Annotated in this window: 16 protein-coding genes; 10 read left to right on the top strand and 6 right to left on the bottom strand. The window is 46.7% G+C overall.

Going from position 1 to position 16565, the window contains the following annotated elements; all coding sequences use genetic code 11:
- The first annotated feature begins 199 nt into the window (after positions 1-199).
- The 4 genes from ACY0JR_RS17295 (at position 200) to ACY0JR_RS17280 (ending at position 4041) form a co-directional block, all read left to right on the top strand.
- On the top strand, positions 200-580 hold the full coding sequence (locus tag ACY0JR_RS17295) for a BlaI/MecI/CopY family transcriptional regulator (RefSeq protein WP_462635399.1): 381 nt from the start codon (positions 200-202) through the stop codon (positions 578-580).
- Complete coding sequence (locus tag ACY0JR_RS17290; RefSeq protein ID WP_462635398.1) at positions 570-1931, top strand: M56 family metallopeptidase; 1362 nt, start codon at positions 570-572, stop codon at positions 1929-1931. Before ACY0JR_RS17295 ends, ACY0JR_RS17290 begins: the two co-directional genes overlap by 11 nt.
- Positions 1932-2117: 186 nt before the next feature.
- Complete coding sequence (locus tag ACY0JR_RS17285) at positions 2118-2900, top strand: nucleotidyltransferase domain-containing protein (protein WP_462635397.1); 783 nt, start codon at positions 2118-2120, stop codon at positions 2898-2900.
- A gap of 280 nt (positions 2901-3180) precedes the next feature.
- Positions 3181-4041: an SDR family oxidoreductase gene (locus ACY0JR_RS17280; RefSeq protein ID WP_462635396.1), complete on the top strand. Its 861-nt coding sequence runs from the start codon at positions 3181-3183 to the stop codon at positions 4039-4041.
- 111 nt (positions 4042-4152) lie between these two features.
- Here ACY0JR_RS17280 and ACY0JR_RS17275 read toward each other — a convergent pair whose 3' ends face one another.
- A complete protein-coding gene (locus ACY0JR_RS17275) occupies positions 4153-4521 on the bottom strand; it encodes a CZB domain-containing protein (RefSeq protein WP_462635395.1) in 369 nt (122 codons plus the stop codon).
- 46 nt (positions 4522-4567) lie between these two features.
- Positions 4568-5878, bottom strand: a complete 1311-nt coding sequence (locus tag ACY0JR_RS17270) for a PAS domain-containing protein (RefSeq protein ID WP_462635394.1) — start codon at positions 5876-5878, stop codon at positions 4568-4570.
- A gap of 509 nt (positions 5879-6387) precedes the next feature.
- On the opposite strand from ACY0JR_RS17270, the gene ACY0JR_RS17265 reads away from it, so the two are divergent.
- Positions 6388-6783: a YybH family protein gene (locus ACY0JR_RS17265; RefSeq protein WP_462635393.1), complete on the top strand. Its 396-nt coding sequence runs from the start codon at positions 6388-6390 to the stop codon at positions 6781-6783.
- A gap of 283 nt (positions 6784-7066) precedes the next feature.
- On the opposite strand, the gene ACY0JR_RS17260 is transcribed toward ACY0JR_RS17265, so the two are convergent.
- Positions 7067-7960: a LysR family transcriptional regulator gene (locus ACY0JR_RS17260; protein WP_462635392.1), complete on the bottom strand. Its 894-nt coding sequence runs from the start codon at positions 7958-7960 to the stop codon at positions 7067-7069.
- 91 nt (positions 7961-8051) lie between these two features.
- On the opposite strand from ACY0JR_RS17260, the gene ACY0JR_RS17255 reads away from it, so the two are divergent.
- The 4 genes from ACY0JR_RS17255 to ACY0JR_RS17240 all read left to right on the top strand — a co-directional run bounded on the left by ACY0JR_RS17255 (position 8052) and on the right by ACY0JR_RS17240 (position 12160).
- Positions 8052-8303: a CBU_0592 family membrane protein gene (locus ACY0JR_RS17255; RefSeq protein ID WP_462635391.1), complete on the top strand. Its 252-nt coding sequence runs from the start codon at positions 8052-8054 to the stop codon at positions 8301-8303.
- Positions 8304-8641: 338 nt separating this feature from the next.
- A complete protein-coding gene (tyrS, locus tag ACY0JR_RS17250; protein ID WP_462635390.1) occupies positions 8642-9865 on the top strand; it encodes a tyrosine--tRNA ligase in 1224 nt (407 codons plus the stop codon).
- Positions 9866-10070: 205 nt separating this feature from the next.
- The gene (locus ACY0JR_RS17245; RefSeq protein ID WP_462635389.1) at positions 10071-10559 is read left to right on the top strand and encodes a hypothetical protein; all 489 of its coding nucleotides are present in this window, start codon (positions 10071-10073) and stop codon (positions 10557-10559) included.
- 395 nt (positions 10560-10954) lie between these two features.
- A complete protein-coding gene (locus ACY0JR_RS17240) occupies positions 10955-12160 on the top strand; it encodes a serine hydrolase domain-containing protein (RefSeq protein WP_462635388.1) in 1206 nt (401 codons plus the stop codon).
- 263 nt (positions 12161-12423) lie between these two features.
- Here the strand turns inward: ACY0JR_RS17240 and ACY0JR_RS17235 are convergent, their stop codons facing one another.
- From ACY0JR_RS17235 to ACY0JR_RS17225, 3 genes are all read right to left on the bottom strand, one after another.
- Positions 12424-14136, bottom strand: a complete 1713-nt coding sequence (locus ACY0JR_RS17235; RefSeq protein WP_462635387.1) for a GMC oxidoreductase — start codon at positions 14134-14136, stop codon at positions 12424-12426.
- Positions 14129-14674 carry a gluconate 2-dehydrogenase subunit 3 family protein gene (locus tag ACY0JR_RS17230; RefSeq protein ID WP_462635386.1) on the bottom strand — a complete coding sequence of 182 codons (546 nt, stop codon included), beginning with the start codon at positions 14672-14674 and terminating at the stop codon, positions 14129-14131. The genes ACY0JR_RS17235 and ACY0JR_RS17230 overlap by 8 nt, the downstream gene beginning before the upstream one ends.
- Before the next feature lie 377 nt (positions 14675-15051).
- Positions 15052-15408 carry a DUF805 domain-containing protein gene (locus ACY0JR_RS17225; RefSeq protein WP_462635385.1) on the bottom strand — a complete coding sequence of 119 codons (357 nt, stop codon included), beginning with the start codon at positions 15406-15408 and terminating at the stop codon, positions 15052-15054.
- A 664-nt stretch (positions 15409-16072) separates the two neighbouring features.
- Between ACY0JR_RS17225 and ACY0JR_RS17220 the strand changes: the two genes are divergently transcribed.
- Positions 16073-16483 carry a DoxX family protein gene (locus ACY0JR_RS17220; protein WP_462635384.1) on the top strand — a complete coding sequence of 137 codons (411 nt, stop codon included), beginning with the start codon at positions 16073-16075 and terminating at the stop codon, positions 16481-16483.
- Positions 16484-16565 lie beyond the last annotated feature (82 nt).

Here is a 16565-nt window from a genome sequence, read left to right as displayed (position 1 = left end):
TTCGCTCAAAGCCTCAGCTCAATACTGGGGCTTTGTTTTTAGGCAAATTTCTGGAAAGACTCCCAAAATACCTACTGTACTTTCCTCTCTGCTCTCCTTCTGAACAAGGCAGAAACATACCTTATAAAAATAACTTAAAATTAAGTTGTATAACTTAATTTTAAGTTATACGTTTCATAAAGAAATCAACAGCCACTTTATGAAAGAGTTAACCAAAGCCGAAGAGCAGGTCATGCAGATTCTGTGGAGCTTGGGCAAGGGTTTTGTGAAAGATGTGATTGAGCAGTTTCCAGAGCCTAAACCCATCTACAACTCCGTTTCCACCATCATCAGGATTCTGGAGAAGAAAGGCTTTGTGGGTTACACGGCCTACGGGAAAACGCACGAGTACTATCCGCTTATCCAAAAGAGCGAGTACCAGCGGTTCTTCCTGAAAAACTTTGTCAGCGGCTACTTTGGAGGCTCTTTCAAGCGCATGGTCTCCTTCTTCGCGAAAGAGGAAGAACTGGACGTGAAAGAACTGGAAGAACTGGTAAACTATGTAAAAACCCAAACCCAAAAAGACGACCATGCATCATAGCTTTGTTACTTACCTGCTGGAGTCATCGGTTTGCCTGCTGGCGTTCTACGTGCTGTACCTGCATTTGCTGCGCAATGAATCGTGCTTCCGCTACAACCGCTTCTATTTACTGGGGGCTACTGTGGTGTCATTTCTGCTTCCTTTACTGGAATTGCCTTCTTTTCAGGAGGTAGCTTCCATCCCGGCTTTTGTACCTTCGTTTACACCTTATGTGGTAAACGAGGCGGTTGAAGGAGAACCGGCATCAGGCAATCTTAATTTAGATTGGGGTACTGTTCTTCTGCTTCTGTATGGAATTGGGATTACTGTATTCGCCTTTCGCTTTCTTAGGCAGCTGCTTCACCTGTACAAGTTTATCCAGAAACATAAAGGACAGACTGAGGAGATACAGGGCTTCACCGTAATTCCCACCCAGGGAGAATGGCCCACCTTTTCATTCTTCGGGTACATTTTCTGGGACAATTCTCAACCCCTAACCCAAGAGGAACAAGAGCGCATTTTGCAGCATGAGCGGGTGCACGTACAACAGGGCCACAGTTATGACCTGATGTATCTGGAAGTATTGACCGTAGTTTTCTGGTTTAATCCCCTCCTCTACCTCTACCGGAAAGCGCTCACGGCCACCCATGAATTCTTGGCCGATGCGCACGTCATCCAAACCCAGGATAAAACTGCCTATGGTTTACTTTTAGCCAAACAGGTTTTACAGAAGAACAACTTTGCTTTAGGTCATTACTTCAATAAATCTCTCACTCTAAAACGCCTCAAAATGATTCACCAACCCAAAAAGAGCACCTCCAACGTGAAACAAGTTTTGGCTTTCCCGCTGTTGGGTCTGCTGGCTCTTTCGCTCTCTTCCAATCAACTGCCCTTAACAGAATTGAACAAGGCACCATCTTCTGCCTCAAATGCACAAAGCCAAGCAGTAACACAAACCCACTCAGAACCACATTTTCCGGGAGGCAAAAGAGAACTGTTAAAGTTCATAGGCCAGACCTTCCGAATTCCCCTGGAAGCTTCAAAAAATAATTACTACGGCGGAGTCTTTGTGCAGGCTACCATTGGGAAGGACGGAACTCCCGGTGACTTCAAGGTTCTTCAGGGAAGCCATCCATTACTGGATCAGGAAGCGTTAAGAGTGATTCAGAAAATGCCGAAGTGGGAAGCAAGCGGCGCCTCTGCCACCTTTATATTTCCAATCTCGGTGGTGATAGATGGCTTCAAGAATGACAAGAAAGTCATCAACCAGAAGTTTGAGCAGGCACTTGCGCAGATTTCTTCCCAAGCCCCTGCCAACTCCATTAGAGTGGCTGATCCTGTGGTAGTGGTAGGCTATGGCCCAGTAGAGTAAATTAAACCGAACGGGATTTACCCCCTGTTGCCAGGAGCAAATTTTAGGAAAGGCGCCGGACTCATCTCTGGCGCTTTTTCTTATTCCAAGGCTAGATCATGAGACAACCCGACTTTTATTCACTTATTCTAACTACTACCTTAGTAGGTAGCAACTTAAAAGTGTAAAACAGAATTTGATAAGACCATGGTGCAAGTTGAATTTGCGGAAAGAGCAAGAAAGCTTCTTGAAAAAGACAAGGACGTTATCGGGTTGGCGGTGGGGGGTTCCTGGCTCACAAACGAGATAGATGAATTCTCTGATTTAGACCTTATTCTTGTCACCAAGGAGAAGATTTCTGATAGCAAAGACAGGATGCTAGGTTACGCAGAAAAGCTAGGGAAGCTCTTGTCTGGGTTCACGGGAGAGCACGTAGGAGATCCAAGAGTCCTGATCTGCTTGTATGATGCTCCCCTGCTTCATGTTGACATCAAATTCCTGACGCTTGATGAATTTCATACACGAGTTGAGACACCCACCATCCTACTTGACACAGAAGGCCAGCTTCAGACTGCTTTGAATAGCTCCGCCGCCAATTTCCCCTACCCAGACTATCAATGGATAGAAGACCGCTTCTGGATTTGGGTACATTACGCCCTGTTAAAGATTGGACGTGGCGAGTACCTGGAGGCGTTTGACTTTTTTGGGTTCTTACGAATGGTAGTACTGGGTCCCATGCTGCACATCAAGAATGGGAACCTGCCCCGCGGCGTAAGAAAAGTAGAACGTGCTTTAAATGAGGAAGACTTAGCTTACCTTAAGCAAACGATTCCGGAATACGACCGACAAGCGTTGTTAGATAGCTTGAAACATGCCGTTACCCTCTATAGGTCTTTGAGAACCTCGCTTTTCAAAGATATTAACCTTCAGAAAGACACAGAGGAAAAGGTGATGCGTTACTTTGAAGAGATTCAGGAACGTAAGAAATAAACGTCAGTTTTCGGATACATTTAATTGTACCCTAAAATATTTCAAAGCCATAGCACCAGATTATGATAAACATTGACATAAACCACTCTAAACAGTTGGATCTACGGCATATTTCTACAAGTAGCCCTTCTGCAAGGATAAAGGCATTTTAGCCATATTTCTGTAGAAAAAGCCCCTAAACCGAAGCCATAAATAGGTATACTATTCAATACTGAGCCTTCGCAAGTAGTTTTCCTCAACTTGCGTATAGAATACCTTGGATAGCCTTAAACCAACAACTATGAAGAAAATAGCCGTTACCGGAGCCACAGGGCAACTAGGCCGCCTGGTGGTAGATAAACTAAAAGAAAGAACATCTGCTGATAGCCTGGTGGCGTTGGTTCGTTCGCCTGAAAAAGCGGCTGACCTGGGCGTGGAAGCCCGCGAAGCAGATTATGACCAGCCCGCAACGCTTCAAACAGCCTTGCAAGGCGTAGATACTTTGTTGCTGATTTCAGGAAGTGACGTAGGAAAACGGTCTAAGCAGCACCAGAATGTGATAGATGCCGCCAAAAACGCCGGGGTGAAATACATTGTCTATACCAGCCTTTTACACGCAGATACCTCATCCTTAAGTCTGGCCGAAGAACACCTGGCCACTGAGACCGCCTTGGAAAATTCGGGCATCCCGTATACGCTCCTGCGCAATGGGTGGTACACCGAGAATTACGCGGGCTCCATTCCGGGCGCACTCGCCGGGGGTGCTTTCATTGGTAGCGCGGGCGAAGGTAAAATCTCTTCCGCTTCCCGGGCCGATTTCGCGGAGGCTGCGGTTGTGGTTCTCACCAGTGAAGGACACGAAGGCAAAGTCTATGAACTGGCCGGCGATGAAGCCTATACCCTCCGTGACCTAGCCGCAGAAATCTCCCGCCAAACCGGAAAGGACATTCCTTACAAGAATTTACCCGAAAACGATTACGCCGCTGCCCTCGCCAGTTTCGGCTTGCCAGAAGGGTTGACCCAGGCCATTGCCAGTTGGGACACATCTGCCTCCCAAGACGATTTGTTTGATGAAAGCCACCAGCTCTCTACGCTCATTGGCCGACCCACAACTCCAATGTCTGTCACCGTGGGCGAGGTCCTCAAAAGTGCTGGAGCTTAGCCCTTGTAAATAGGGAAAGAATCTTAAGTGGTGGGTATTACGCCCTGGGCTTAAAGTAAGAAAGGTGGACTATATGCCCACCTTTCTTACTTTAAGCCCAAAAGCGAATTTTTAAACGCCTGCTTTCTCTTGTAGTACCCCTAAAAGACGTATCAGTTCCTCTTCGTTTTGATCCAAATCCCTTAATCCTGTACGAGCTTCTTCAATCTTTCCAATCTTATAAAGGTTAACCAATCCATTTGCCTTGCTGGTGATGGCTATATTCTGTTTCTCTATTTCTCTTACTTCTGGGACAGTGCTGTATTTTCTTAGTGCATCACTATAAAGCCATTGGCCTAATGCATTCTCGCGCGGAGAAAGAATAGATTCATCTATTCCGCCTCCGTACAAAATTGCCCGCAGCTTTGATTTAAATAAAATAAATTTGATTCTAGCTTGCTGAATATCAAACCGTTCAAGGTTCAGCTGGGTATGTAGCATAAAGGAACTTAGTGTTGTGGGTGGTCACCCGTAATGGCGAACAAAATTATTCTACTGATTTGTTTCCATTTGCCTGTAAAGTTCGCTTTGCTTCTACCAGGTCTGTCACTTCAAATCCAAAGGTGATGATACCCACAATCTTACCTTCTTCTCTGAAAGCCTGGTACACCACATTGTAATACGTATCTAAGAACTCCCCATTATCATACCGGTCAATCTTGGCTAGTACCTCATTGCCAACAAAAGACTCCCCGGTGTTGTAGACATTGTCCAGCAAATCAAAAAAGCCTTGTTCTTTCAATTCTGGCCATGCGTCTTCCACCTTCAGACCTATGAAGTTTCGGCCGGGGGCTAATTTCTGGTAATGCGGATTGACCATTTCATACACATGCTCTGGGCCGCGCTGGATGGCGATAAGGGCAGGAGCTTGCATGAAAATATCATGCAGCATCTGGCGTTGGGTTTCAACTTTCTGGGAAGCAGCTACCTCACGGTCAAAAGAAGCCGCCAGTTCTTCATTGGCCGTGACTAATTCTTCTACCAAACCTTTCTGCTCATGGTAGTCAGTAGTGCTTCCTACCCACATGACCACTTCATTCTTTTCATTGAACCGGGGAAGCCCTTTGGTCAAATGCCATCTGTATTTGCCATCTGCCCGCCTAACCCGGTACTCTACCTGGTAGTCTACTTTGTTTTCTACCGCTTTTAGCCAGGCAATTCTAGCGTTTTCTTTATCATCTGGGTGCACGGTGTCTAACCAACCAAAGCCATACAATTGCTCCATAGACAAGCCGGTGTATTCTACCCATTTCTGGTTGTAATAGTCACAATACCCGTCTGGCCGGGTGGTCCAGAACATCTGAGGCAAGGATTCAGCCATAAACCGGAACTTGTCTTCGCTGTCGCGCAAAGCCTTCTCAGCTGCTTTTTCCTCCGTTAAATCCTTTACCTCAATCACCGTGGAAACGGGCACCCCATTCTCAAAGATTGGGCTAGCCGCACAACTCACCGGGAAATAGGTCCCGTCTTTCCTGATAAAGACATCTTGGTGAGCCCGTACGTCACTGTTGGTGGGAAGCGCCCTGTCAATAGGGCATTCTTCTATTGGATAAGGCGTGCCGTCTGGATGGTGGTGGTGAATGACGTAATGCAGTGGTTTCTCCTGCACTTCAGCAAACGTATACCCGGTCATCTTCTCAGCGGCAGGGTTCATAAAAGTGCAGTATCCCTTGTCATTCATCATGAAAAGGGCCACAGTAGCGTTATCAGTGATGGTATTGGTTATTTTAAGCTGATTTTCAAGGGCCTTTTCAATCTCTTTATGCGAGGAGTTTTCCTGCGATAACGTCATGTCCATAGTGTTCCTGTTTTGATAGCGCTTACTGTCTCTGATGGGGCAAAGTTATCTTATTTTTTGTCTCACACTCAGGGAGAATTTTAGTGTACGCCATTCCCTGCTTATTGGTACTTAGTAACCCGCAGAGTAAGGCAGCAACGCACCTTTTTATTTCTTCACCCATACGCACCATTTTCGCTGCCAAAAAGAAAATTAGGATTGAAACTGATGTATATTTCGCCCCTTGTTTCTGAATTCTCTGGTTTATTTCTATCTTCATAAAAACAGGCAGTAAGCAGCTTACCTCCATTTACTCCCTATTCCCGCGTTTCTGCGCGGAACTACTTACACATTTAGTTGATAGCACAACTGCCCAGCTTCGCATCTTTACGGTTCGGGCAATCGTTTGAAAGTACATTGGCACTCCGGCGGGGAGAAAAGTCAGATAATACTCTGAGTACTGTCTGCGAGACTCCTGAATTACTGGCACTTACTATTACTTCAACCATTTCTTGCAAACCCTTCACTCTATGGAAGCACTCAGCACAGACATTACCGATGAAGTCAAAAGCCTTAATTCAAAATTCGTTTCTTCCTTTAACCAGGGCAATGCCGCGGGCGTAGCCAGCCTGTACACCAAAACCGCCCTGCTGTTGCCTGCGGGCAGCGACACCATCATAGGCCGAGACGCCATTGGGCAGTACTGGCAAAGTGCCATGGACACGGGCGTGAAAGGAATCACCCTAGACACCGTAGAGGTGGAACAGATGGAACTGACCGCCATAGAACTGGGCACCTATACCCTCTCCGGCGAGGGTGGCCACCCCCTTGACTCCGGTAAGTACATGGTAGTCTGGAAGCGGGAAAACGACCATTGGAAAATACAGAAAGACATCTGGAACAGCAACCAGCAACAACCTCAATAACAGTCATTTATTTTGAGAACGAAACAGCGTCTTCCCCACCAATAGTAGACTTTTTTAGGTTTGCGGTTGGCAGGGAAGGCGCTGTTTCGTAAAAATGGTTTGAGCTTATTTTGCTGAAACAAGCCCTGAAGAGTTTTATGCTTCCAGCGCATAGATAGGATTTTCTGGCTGCACAATAGAACACCGGCTTTTCAACTATTTGCCCAAAAGGGGCTTTATATACCTTCTCGCTCCCTTTAAACATCGCGCAGCAAAGAGGCATGACCAACTCCCACGGGCGCTGTTATGGAGATTTTGTTTCATATTCACGGGCTATCTGCTGTACCAGTTCCAGCACATTCCTGAGCACCGGGCTGGTGTCATCTTTTCGCCAGGTCACGTAGAGGTTCACTTTCTGCGGAAGGTGGATGAACCGTACATTGGGCGGTGCCCCGAAGGCGTAGGAACTGGGCATCACGGAAATCCCTAAACCCCTGGCGACCAGACCCAGAATCATGGCCCCGAAATCAGACTCAATGTACACGTTAGGAGTAAAATCGTATTCCTTGAACATCTGCCGAAGGCTGTTCACATATAACGTTCTGTGGTGCAGTCCAGACAAGATGAACTTCTCGTCCCGCACATCTTGGAGCCCGGTAAAATTCTCTTCGGTTAAGGGATGGTCTTGGGGCACAATCAGGGCGAACGGTTCTGAGTACAGGCACAAGGATTGCAGCGCGGGGTTTTCGGCGGGGTCACGCCTGATGGCCAGGTCCATCTGGAAGTTCAGCAACAGTTCTTCAAAACTGATATCAATGGGCTCTACCAACTCAACCTTAAGTTCAGGCAAGGTGTGGGCAATGCGGGAGACCACTTCGGGCAGAAACCCGTACGCCACAGACCCAGGATAACCAATGCTGATGGACCCGTACGCGCCTTCGTGGATTTTGCGGGCCTGCCGGTGCGTGCGCGTGATCTCCTCCAGGAGCAGAAGCCAGCGGTCACGCAGGAAAGCCCCGGCCTGGGTAAGTTTCACACTGCGCTTGCTCCGCTCAAACAACTGCACCCCCAGTTCCTCTTCCAGCGCTTTGATCTGCCGGCTCAACGCCGACTGCGTGATGAACATTTTCTCAGCTGTATGCCAGAAATGCAGTTCCTCTGCCAAGGCTAAAAAGTATCTTATTTGCTGTATATCCACCGCCTGTGATTTGATTTATGCATTAGTTAACTCAATAGTAGCATTTTTCCGGCCTCTTCTTTGCCCGTACTTTGTACAAAATTAGAAGTACATGTTATTCTTTCAGAAATACCTACGAGAAGCCATTGGCTGGGCTGGTGCCCTCTTTTCACTTTTAGCGTTCAGTTTAAACAGCCTTAACTTGATTAGCAGCCAATCTATGGAATATTTACTCATGAACGTGTTAGGCTGCTTTTTCCTGATTTTATACGCAGTGCATAAAAAAGCCCACGCCAGTTGGGTATTGAACTCCATCTGGCTATTGATCACCGCTGTAGCTCTGGCCAAAGTATTCTTTGCCTGACCGCTTTATTATTTCCAAGATGTTTCTGGTTCAAGTCTCTTTTCCAAAGCAAACGCCTGAAACACAAAATTTGGAGTTTTAGAAAAGTGTTCTTTCCTTTGCGGCAAGTCAATAAAAAACAAATGACCCTTCACCAGCAATCCTTTTATCCTTACTCAGCCTATTCTACCTATTGCAAAATAGCCGTAGCCTGGGATTGCTATCTTTGATTTGGAATAAAAACACCGCATCATACAGAAGCCCAGGTTCACGGACCTGGGCTTCTTTGTTTTCTGCCCGGTCCTGCCTGATGCTTTTTCTAAGCAAATCCATTTTCCCAACTAATCACTTTATCACGCATGAACGCCGCAGAACCAGTAACTGTATTGAAAGAAAATGTGGAGATTTTCCTCCCAGATAATGCGCTGGAAGAAAAGCTACAGCTCGCCGAAAAAGAAAACCGGAAACTCATCATCAAACTGGGCTTTGACCCCACCGCACCAGACCTGCACCTGGGCCACGCCGTGGTGTTGAAGAAGCTTCGGCAGTTTCAGGAGTTTGGGCACACCATTGTCATCATCATCGGGGACTTTACCGCCCGTATTGGCGACCCCACCGGTAAAAACAAATCACGCCCGCCCCTGAACGCCGAGCAAGTGAAAACCAATGCCCAGACCTACGTGAACCAGCTGTCCAAAATTCTGGACGTGAGCAAATGTCAGATCCGCTACAATTCTGAGTGGCTGGGCAGCATGGACATGACCGAAACCATCAAATTGCTTTCCCAAGCAACCCTGGCCCAGATTATGCAGCGCACCGATTTCAACAACCGGTTTGAGAAAGGCATGCCCATTTCCCTGCATGAGTTAATGTACCCGTTGCTGCAAGGGCATGATTCGGTCATCATCAACGCTGATATTGAGATGGGCGGCACCGACCAACTCTTCAACTGCTCCATGGGTCGTCAGTTACAGGAAGGTCAGGGAAAACCCGGCCAGGCAGTTCTCTGTATGCCGCTGCTCAAAGGCATTGACGGCTCGGCCAAGATGAGCAAATCAGAGCACAACATTGTAGGCCTCACCGACGAACCTCAGGAGATGTTCGGCAAGATTATGTCTATCCCAGACGCCCTGCTTCCAGAGTACCTGCATTTGGTCACTGATTTCAAACCAATAGAAAAGCAACAACTACTCCTTCAACTGGAACAAGGCGAAAACCCGATGGTGGTTAAAAAGAAGATTGGGCTAAACGTGGTGCAACAATACCACTCTGAAGTAGACGCTCAACAAGCCCAGGAGTTTTTCCAGACCCAGTTCCAGAACAAGAAGTTTGAGGAAAAGGAATTTACCAGCCTTTCGATCAGCACGTTGGGCCTTGAACAAGCTGAAAACCTTCGGCTGCTTGACCTTTGCAAAAAATTGAAAACCGAAGAAAGCCGGTCTAACCTGAAAAGGCTTATTGAGGCCGGAAGCGTCACCGTGAACGGAGCCAAGATTATGGATGCCCAAAGCCTGGTAGCACTCACCAAATTACCGGTGAAAGTGAGAATTGGCAAACGTGGTTACTTTGAAGTACTAGATTAGTAATGGGTGTTTGTGGCTTATTTTCAGAAAACAAGCCACAAACACCCTACCTCCAAAACAGCTTAGTAAGTAGAAAGTAAGCAAGGAATAGGAGACCCTGAGAAACCAATTTCTTTTTTGTTAGTGTATTAATACAAAGAAAGCAACATAGATTTCAATCCTAGTTGCTTTCTTTGCAGGCTAGTTGCATTGAAACCAGAGTACAATGACGCACGAAGATATAATTGCACCTGCTTGTAAGTGGCTAGTAAAGGAGGGCGGTTGCGTCACAGCTTTTAAAGTGGCCTCTGAAGTAGAGTTAGAAGAACAGGTTCCTTTTCTTATTGGCATAGGTTCCTTTGGAAGAACCATCACCCTTAAAATTTACCTTTCCCGCCCAGGTTTTCTGGAAGACAGACAAGCTCAGTTCCATGACGTACCCGGAGCAGATTTGGGCCAATACCGCTTTCTTTTTGCTCCTGCCGGAGTAATTCTACCAGAGGAACTACCCACCAATTGGGGACTTCTGGAAGTAACTGAGTTGAAACAAATCACCTGCGTGGTCAATCCTTATCTACCAACCGGCGGTAGCTTCTGGCGCCCCGGTTTTGATGATGTAAAAATCTATGACCTTTTGGGGGAGAATGAAACACTGTACGCGGCCTGCAGACGCCTCCGGTATGCTTCCGTGCTTCGTGTTCAAATGGCTTTTTAACGTTTTCTGTTTGGTTTAACGGGGGAATATAACTCATTCCTCTGCTATACACTTACCATTAGAAGTCTTCAGTGTAGAACATAGGCCTTTTTAAGCTACTTTCCAGAACCAGTGGATCAAGGAACTTACCTGATGGGATTCATTCTTTTCTTCTATCATACATATCTTTAAGAATAAGAGGTTTAGGCTATATTTGCCTGCATCCCCAAGTAGTACGGTAAGCATATTTTCACTACCTCAACTAAGCTGTTTTTCAGATTTGAGGATTGACGTCTGGCCTGAAATAAGCACCTGATTATCTAAGGTTGGCCTTTCCAGTTGAATTATAGTAAAGCAAAACGCATCCTATTTCATAGCCCAACAATTGAATCTGTAGAACTTATACGTCCATAAGTATGCGCTTTCCCCTGTTTCTTCTCTTATTATTTGTCTACAGTTCCTCCCTCTGCCAATCTATTTCCAAAACCAGGTTAGATAGCCTGAAGGCGCAAGCCCGAAGAACCCACAGCGATGGCCTGGTGCTTATCCAACACGACAAAGTTTTAGTAGAAGACTACTTTGGCAATCCGGTTTCACCTACCTATGTGGCTTCTGTGGGCAAGGCCCTGATTAGTGTGGCAATCACAAAGCTGCTGAATGATAAAAAGATTAAGAGTATTGACCAGCCGGTAGCTGATTTTTACCCCGAATGGCGACAAGGCCAGAAGCGGGTTATTACGTTACGAATGCTTTTAAGTCATACTTCGGGTCTACAGAACGAGCGCAATTCCAGATTGGAGATAGAAACAGGGCCCAAAGGTGCCGGAGAAGATTTGGTAAAATTGGCGCTGGCGGCTGAAGTGACCGATAAACCAGGCACTGTGTACAGCTACAACAACAAAGCCATCTGCCTGTTGCCAGGCATCATACAACAAGCCAGCGGAAAACGGATGGATAAGTACTTTGAAGAAGAGTTCTTTGCTCCCATGGGTATCACTCAGTTTGAATGGAAACGCGATGGAGTTGGCACACCCCAGGGACATGCAGGATTTTATCTTCTTCCCAAAGATTTAGCTAAGTTCGGACAATTAATGCTGCACAAAGGAATCTACAACGGCAAAAGGTTCTTTGAAGAAAGATGGGCCGACTCAGCCATTGTGCAGAGTCAGCAGATAAACCCAGAGATAGGACTGGTGTGGAATCTGTATCGCAAGAAAACCGGCACCATCCTTTTAGACCAGGAACAGCTAACCAAACTGAAAGAGCAAGGAGAGCCAGACAGTGTATTAACTAAATTAAGACCTCTCCTGAACCATTCTTTCAGCAGTGATGCTGAATTAGCCAAAGGGCTTCAAAATGCGCTAGGACCTAACTGGCAAGCTACCATGCAGTCAATGACGAAGAAATTACCCAACGGCCCCCGTGCTTTATTTAAAATAAAAACCACTGCCCAAGAATTGAAAGGGTACTATCATACAGGATCTTGGGGAAATTACCTGATTATTGTTCCTGAGTTAAACCTGGTAGCGGTAAGGGTAGTCAAAAGAGATAAAGAATATACAGAAGAAACAGACCTTTTTGGCACCTTCGTTTCTTCTGTGTTTGACCTAACTACAAAGTAATTGACGAAACGCCCAAAACCTTAAACTATGGCACCGGGAAGCAAACTGCCGGGAGAACATGGTTTCTCCAGAAAATAAGATTTCAATCCCTAATCTAGTAAACCCATCTCTCTGAGTTTCTACGTAATCCTACTTGATTTACAAGAAATCACCCGGAAAACGCTTGTCCTAACTCTCTTCTGAGGCAAAATGCCTACCAAAAGGAGGAAGCCTTGTACTTCTTATGACATAAGGCTTCCTCCTTTCTCCAGCTCAGGTAATATCTAAATATTCCGCTTCTTCAGCTCGCCCACGGCATGGTCTACTGCGCGGGCCGTCAAGGCCATGTAGGTTAAGGACGGGTTTTGGGTGGAAGTAGAGGTCATACAGGCACCGTCGGTCACGTACACGTTGGGGCAGGCATGCAGTTGGTTGTACTTGCCTAGCAACGACGTCTTAGGATCATGCCCCATACGAACGCCGCCCATTTCATGGATGTCCAGCCCGGGAGCTTGTTTTGAATCCGTTTTCTGGATGTTGGTAAAGCCGGCTTTGGTGAACATCTCCTCCAGTTGGGCGTGGTAATCGGCGACCATTTTATCATCATTGGCATCATAGCCAATGTTGATGTTGAGCAGCGGAATTCCCCAGGCATCTTTTTCTTTGCTCAAACTAAGCTGACTTTCCTCTTTGGGAATGGTTTCGCCCATCATGTGCGAACCTACTTTCCAGGTTCCCCAGGTAGGGTTTAGCAGGCTTTTTTTCAAATCTGCCCCAAAACCAGACCTATCCTCCACCTTGCTCCTATCTGCCCTAAAGCCAGCTGCGTAACCGCGAAGGAAGTCGGTTTCCTGTTTATGCAGGTTTCGGAAACGCGGAATATAGCCGCCGCCCGCGGGGTTACGGCCATCGGTGGCGTACTCCTGCATGCCTTCAAACTCAGCGGTGATGCGGGCGCGGTAATTATGGAACGCCACGTACCTGCCCAGCAGGCCATTATCATTGCCTAAGCCATTAGGGAACCTTGACGAGGTGGAGTTTAGCAGAATCTGGTTGGTGCTGAAGGCCGAGGCATTCACGAAAATCACCGGCGCGTAATACTCGGTTTCTTCTTTGGTCTGCCCGTTGATGACGCGCACGCCAGTAGCTTTTCCCGCTTTCTCGTCATAGATCACTTCCCGCACCACCGCATGCGGCACCAAGGTTAAGTTGCCGGTGCGCTCGGCCCACGGAAGCGTAGAGGCATTACTGCTGAAGTACCCGCCAAACGGACAGCCGCGCTGGCACAGAATACGGTTCTGGCATTGCGCGCGTCCCTGGTCTAGGTGAATTTGGGTGGGCTTGGAAAGATGTGCGCAGCGGGCACTAATCACGTGCCGGTTGCCGTAGTGGGTTTTGAGTTGCTTCTTGAAATGATCCTCCACGCTGTTTAGCGGAAAAGCGGGCAAAAACTCGCCATCGGGCAGTTCTTCCAGACCATCGTTGTTGCCCGAGATTCCGGCGAATTTCTCTACATAGCTGTACCAGGGCTCCAGGTCTTTGTACCGAATGGGCCAGTCCACGGCAAAACCGTCACGGGCGGGGCCTTCAAAGTCCAGGTCGCTCCAGCGTTGCGTTTGCCGCGCCCACAACAAGGACTTTCCGCCTACCTGCTGGCCTCTTATCCAGTCGAAGGGTTTTTCCTGCACGTACGGCTGCTCAGAATCACGCACGAAAAAGTGCATGGCATCTTCGCGGAACGCGTAGCAGCGGCTAATGATGGGGTCTTTTTGTTTTATCTCGTAGGTGAGTTCGTTGCGGTGCTCAAACTCATACGGCATCATGTTGGTGGTGGGGTAATCCTTGATGTGTTTCACATCGCGCCCGCGCTCCAGCACCAGGGTTTTCAGTCCTTTCTCGGTGAACTCCTTGGCTGCCCATCCGCCGCTCATCCCAGAACCAATTACAATAGCATCAAAGGTGCGCTGCTTTACACTGTCTACGTTTAAATTAGCCATTTTTTTGGATGATTGAGGCTTTCACGGGATAATAGGCGATGTACCGGCTGGGCACCAGTTCATAAATGCGCAACTTGGTCATGACCAGTTCTGAGTTGAGGTAACCGGTAATGGTATGGTTTTTCAGGATGTTGTAAAAACCGACTACCTCTTCAGGCGCTTTTCCAGCGTTTACCGCAGCAATGATTTCCTGCCGCTGTTGCAAGCTGCATTCTGTGAAAGAGCTGCCCGTCTGCTTTTTGGTCATCTTCCGGAACGCTTCCATTCCGTCCAAAAAGATTTTCTGATCCTCAGGACTATGGAGATCATCCACCATTTTCAGGGTGAATTTGTGCAGGCCCAGTTGTTTGCCTCCGGCTGTGTCTGTGGTAGGAATAATGGTTTCCACTATTTCACCCAGCATCTTCTCTTCTTCCGCTGACACCTCCAGGTACTTCAGCTTGACGGAGGCTTTCCCTTCCTGCGTGAGGCAGGACGGAAGCAGCATCAGCCCACCCGTAAAAACCAGCAGCCCTTTCACGGCGGTTCGCCTGTTCATAGAATCTCTTTTTAGTCCGCTTCAGCGGGTGCGTTCAGTAGTAGAAGTATTTTAATCCATTAAGATAATTGATTGAGAGCTAACCTGATGATAATTTCCTATTTACCTTCTAATTTTTCCAATGGCTAATACTTTTTGAAGGTGTTTTCAGGAAAAGAGGTTAAAAAAGTATTACTAATAAGAAAAACTTACCCGTTTTTTGCCTGTACTCTTGAAAATGCTCTTTTGACAAACTACCCCAAAAATTCCGTTACCTACAAAGGTGACTGACTGCATTCTCCCCAAACATTGATTAGCCAAAAGGAAAGGTCTAAACACATTTCAGGCCTGCTTTGTGAAAAACAGGCCTGAAATGCAGAGTAATTGAAACGTAGATTTTACTCCATAACGGGCTCCTGATTAAAAAAGTCTGCTGCTTGCTCGTCCTTTCCCTTCGGGTTACGGCCGTAGTCGTTTCCATAGGGTTCTCCATCGCTTAAAAGCAAGGCAAACACGTAGAAAGGAATCAGCTGATACCACCCCGATCTTCCTTTATCATGGCACCTTTTGGCACCCTGAGCAAATAGGAACCAGGCAAAGGGAATATACAAAGCAAAAAAGAACAACGCTATATCACCATCAACAGCCGGATCAACCAAACCGGTAAAGAAGGCAAATACCATATAGCCTACATAGCTGAGGCCATACTCTAATCTTCTGATTCTTCCTTTAAAGGAAAACGGAGCTTTAAACATGTAAATAAAGATTTTGGATAGGTTATTTATTTCAAGTCTCTAAGTTATAGCATTTCAGCAAAATACAAATTCATCACTGTATTTCTAACTACAACACCAACAACATAGTGGTTTAATACTAAATTTTAAGCAAAATCAACACACTCGCGGAGTTATCTTTTTGGACGCTTATACAAGACAGAAACACTGTCAAACCTTACCTCACCATTAGCAGACCATCCGAAAATTCCTTTCTTTACACCTGTTGGTTCTCCCTTTTTTACAGCCAACCCCATTACCGTTTTCTTCTCGTTTCACCACAAAAGCACACCATGCGCTTTACCTACAAAGCAGACTTTCTCTTTGGGGGATTAGCCTTTCTGTTCAATTGACTTCTGGCTAAAGTAAGAGTTTCAGGTACCACAAAGATTGGGTGGACTTAACAAGAACCGGAAAAAGGATGTGTTTGATCAACAACGCCTCAAGGTTGCACCAGTGTAAACCAAGGTCTCAAATTAATGATAGGTGAAGGTTACTGACAATTTCTGCCAATGAGTTGGGGAGATATGACACCCAAACTGCTATATTAACCCAAAACTATATATAGACCTGTTCGTAAAACTACTCACTTCCCCCTGTTATGTGAGGGTTGCTTACAGAACAACATCACTTATTATCATTTACTATGGAAAGAGTTGTAGGAAGATATGCTTCCGTCTTTTATGCCCTTTTGCGCATTGTTTCTGGGTTAATGTTCGCGATGCATGGCTCACAGAAGTTATTCGGATGGCCAGGCGAAAAAGACCCTGCGGAATTAGCTTCGCTGGTAGGGGTAGCCGGAATCATTGAACTGGTAGCGGGTATTTTGATTGCGATTGGTTTCTTAACCAGTTGGGCCGCGTTCATTGCCAGTGGTACCATGGCAGTGGCTTATTTCATGGCGCATGCATCTCAAGGCTGGTCACCGGTGGTGAACCAAGGTGAATTGGCTGTGTTGTACTGCTTCTTATTCCTGTACATTGCTGCGCATGGCTCGGGCATCTGGAGCGTGGACAACAGCCGCAGAGCCGGTTCACGAACTACTTTCGCACGCTAAGCACGGCTTCTTTTTATTTAGGCCAGTTATGACAAGGGCTTTCATCTTGGTAGATGAAAGCCCTTGTCATAACTGGCTAGCT

Source organism: Rufibacter sp. JT3400010 (assembly GCF_054956755.1).
Note: the sequence above shows the minus strand (reverse complement) of the source record. Positions and strands in the feature narration are given on the sequence as shown.

Bases quoted from the DNA above. Each gene is read 5' to 3' on its own strand.
- ACY0JR_RS17295 (WP_462635399.1), top strand. From the start codon at position 200: ATGAAAGAGTTAACCAAAGCCGAAGAGCAGGTCATGCAGATTCTGTGG.
- ACY0JR_RS17290 (WP_462635398.1), top strand. From the start codon at position 570: ATGCATCATAGCTTTGTTACTTACCTGCTGGAGTCATCGGTTTGCCTG.
- ACY0JR_RS17285 (WP_462635397.1), top strand. From the start codon at position 2,118: ATGGTGCAAGTTGAATTTGCGGAAAGAGCAAGAAAGCTTCTTGAAAAA.
- ACY0JR_RS17280 (WP_462635396.1), top strand. From the start codon at position 3,181: ATGAAGAAAATAGCCGTTACCGGAGCCACAGGGCAACTAGGCCGCCTG.
- ACY0JR_RS17275 (WP_462635395.1), bottom strand. From the start codon at position 4,521: ATGCTACATACCCAGCTGAACCTTGAACGGTTTGATATTCAGCAAGCT.
- ACY0JR_RS17270 (WP_462635394.1), bottom strand. From the start codon at position 5,878: ATGGACATGACGTTATCGCAGGAAAACTCCTCGCATAAAGAGATTGAA.
- ACY0JR_RS17265 (WP_462635393.1), top strand. From the start codon at position 6,388: ATGGAAGCACTCAGCACAGACATTACCGATGAAGTCAAAAGCCTTAAT.
- ACY0JR_RS17255 (WP_462635391.1), top strand. From the start codon at position 8,052: ATGTTATTCTTTCAGAAATACCTACGAGAAGCCATTGGCTGGGCTGGT.
- tyrS (WP_462635390.1), top strand. From the start codon at position 8,642: ATGAACGCCGCAGAACCAGTAACTGTATTGAAAGAAAATGTGGAGATT.
- ACY0JR_RS17245 (WP_462635389.1), top strand. From the start codon at position 10,071: ATGACGCACGAAGATATAATTGCACCTGCTTGTAAGTGGCTAGTAAAG.
- ACY0JR_RS17240 (WP_462635388.1), top strand. From the start codon at position 10,955: ATGCGCTTTCCCCTGTTTCTTCTCTTATTATTTGTCTACAGTTCCTCC.
- ACY0JR_RS17235 (WP_462635387.1), bottom strand. From the start codon at position 14,136: ATGGCTAATTTAAACGTAGACAGTGTAAAGCAGCGCACCTTTGATGCT.
- ACY0JR_RS17230 (WP_462635386.1), bottom strand. From the start codon at position 14,674: ATGAACAGGCGAACCGCCGTGAAAGGGCTGCTGGTTTTTACGGGTGGG.
- ACY0JR_RS17225 (WP_462635385.1), bottom strand. From the start codon at position 15,408: ATGTTTAAAGCTCCGTTTTCCTTTAAAGGAAGAATCAGAAGATTAGAG.
- ACY0JR_RS17220 (WP_462635384.1), top strand. From the start codon at position 16,073: ATGGAAAGAGTTGTAGGAAGATATGCTTCCGTCTTTTATGCCCTTTTG.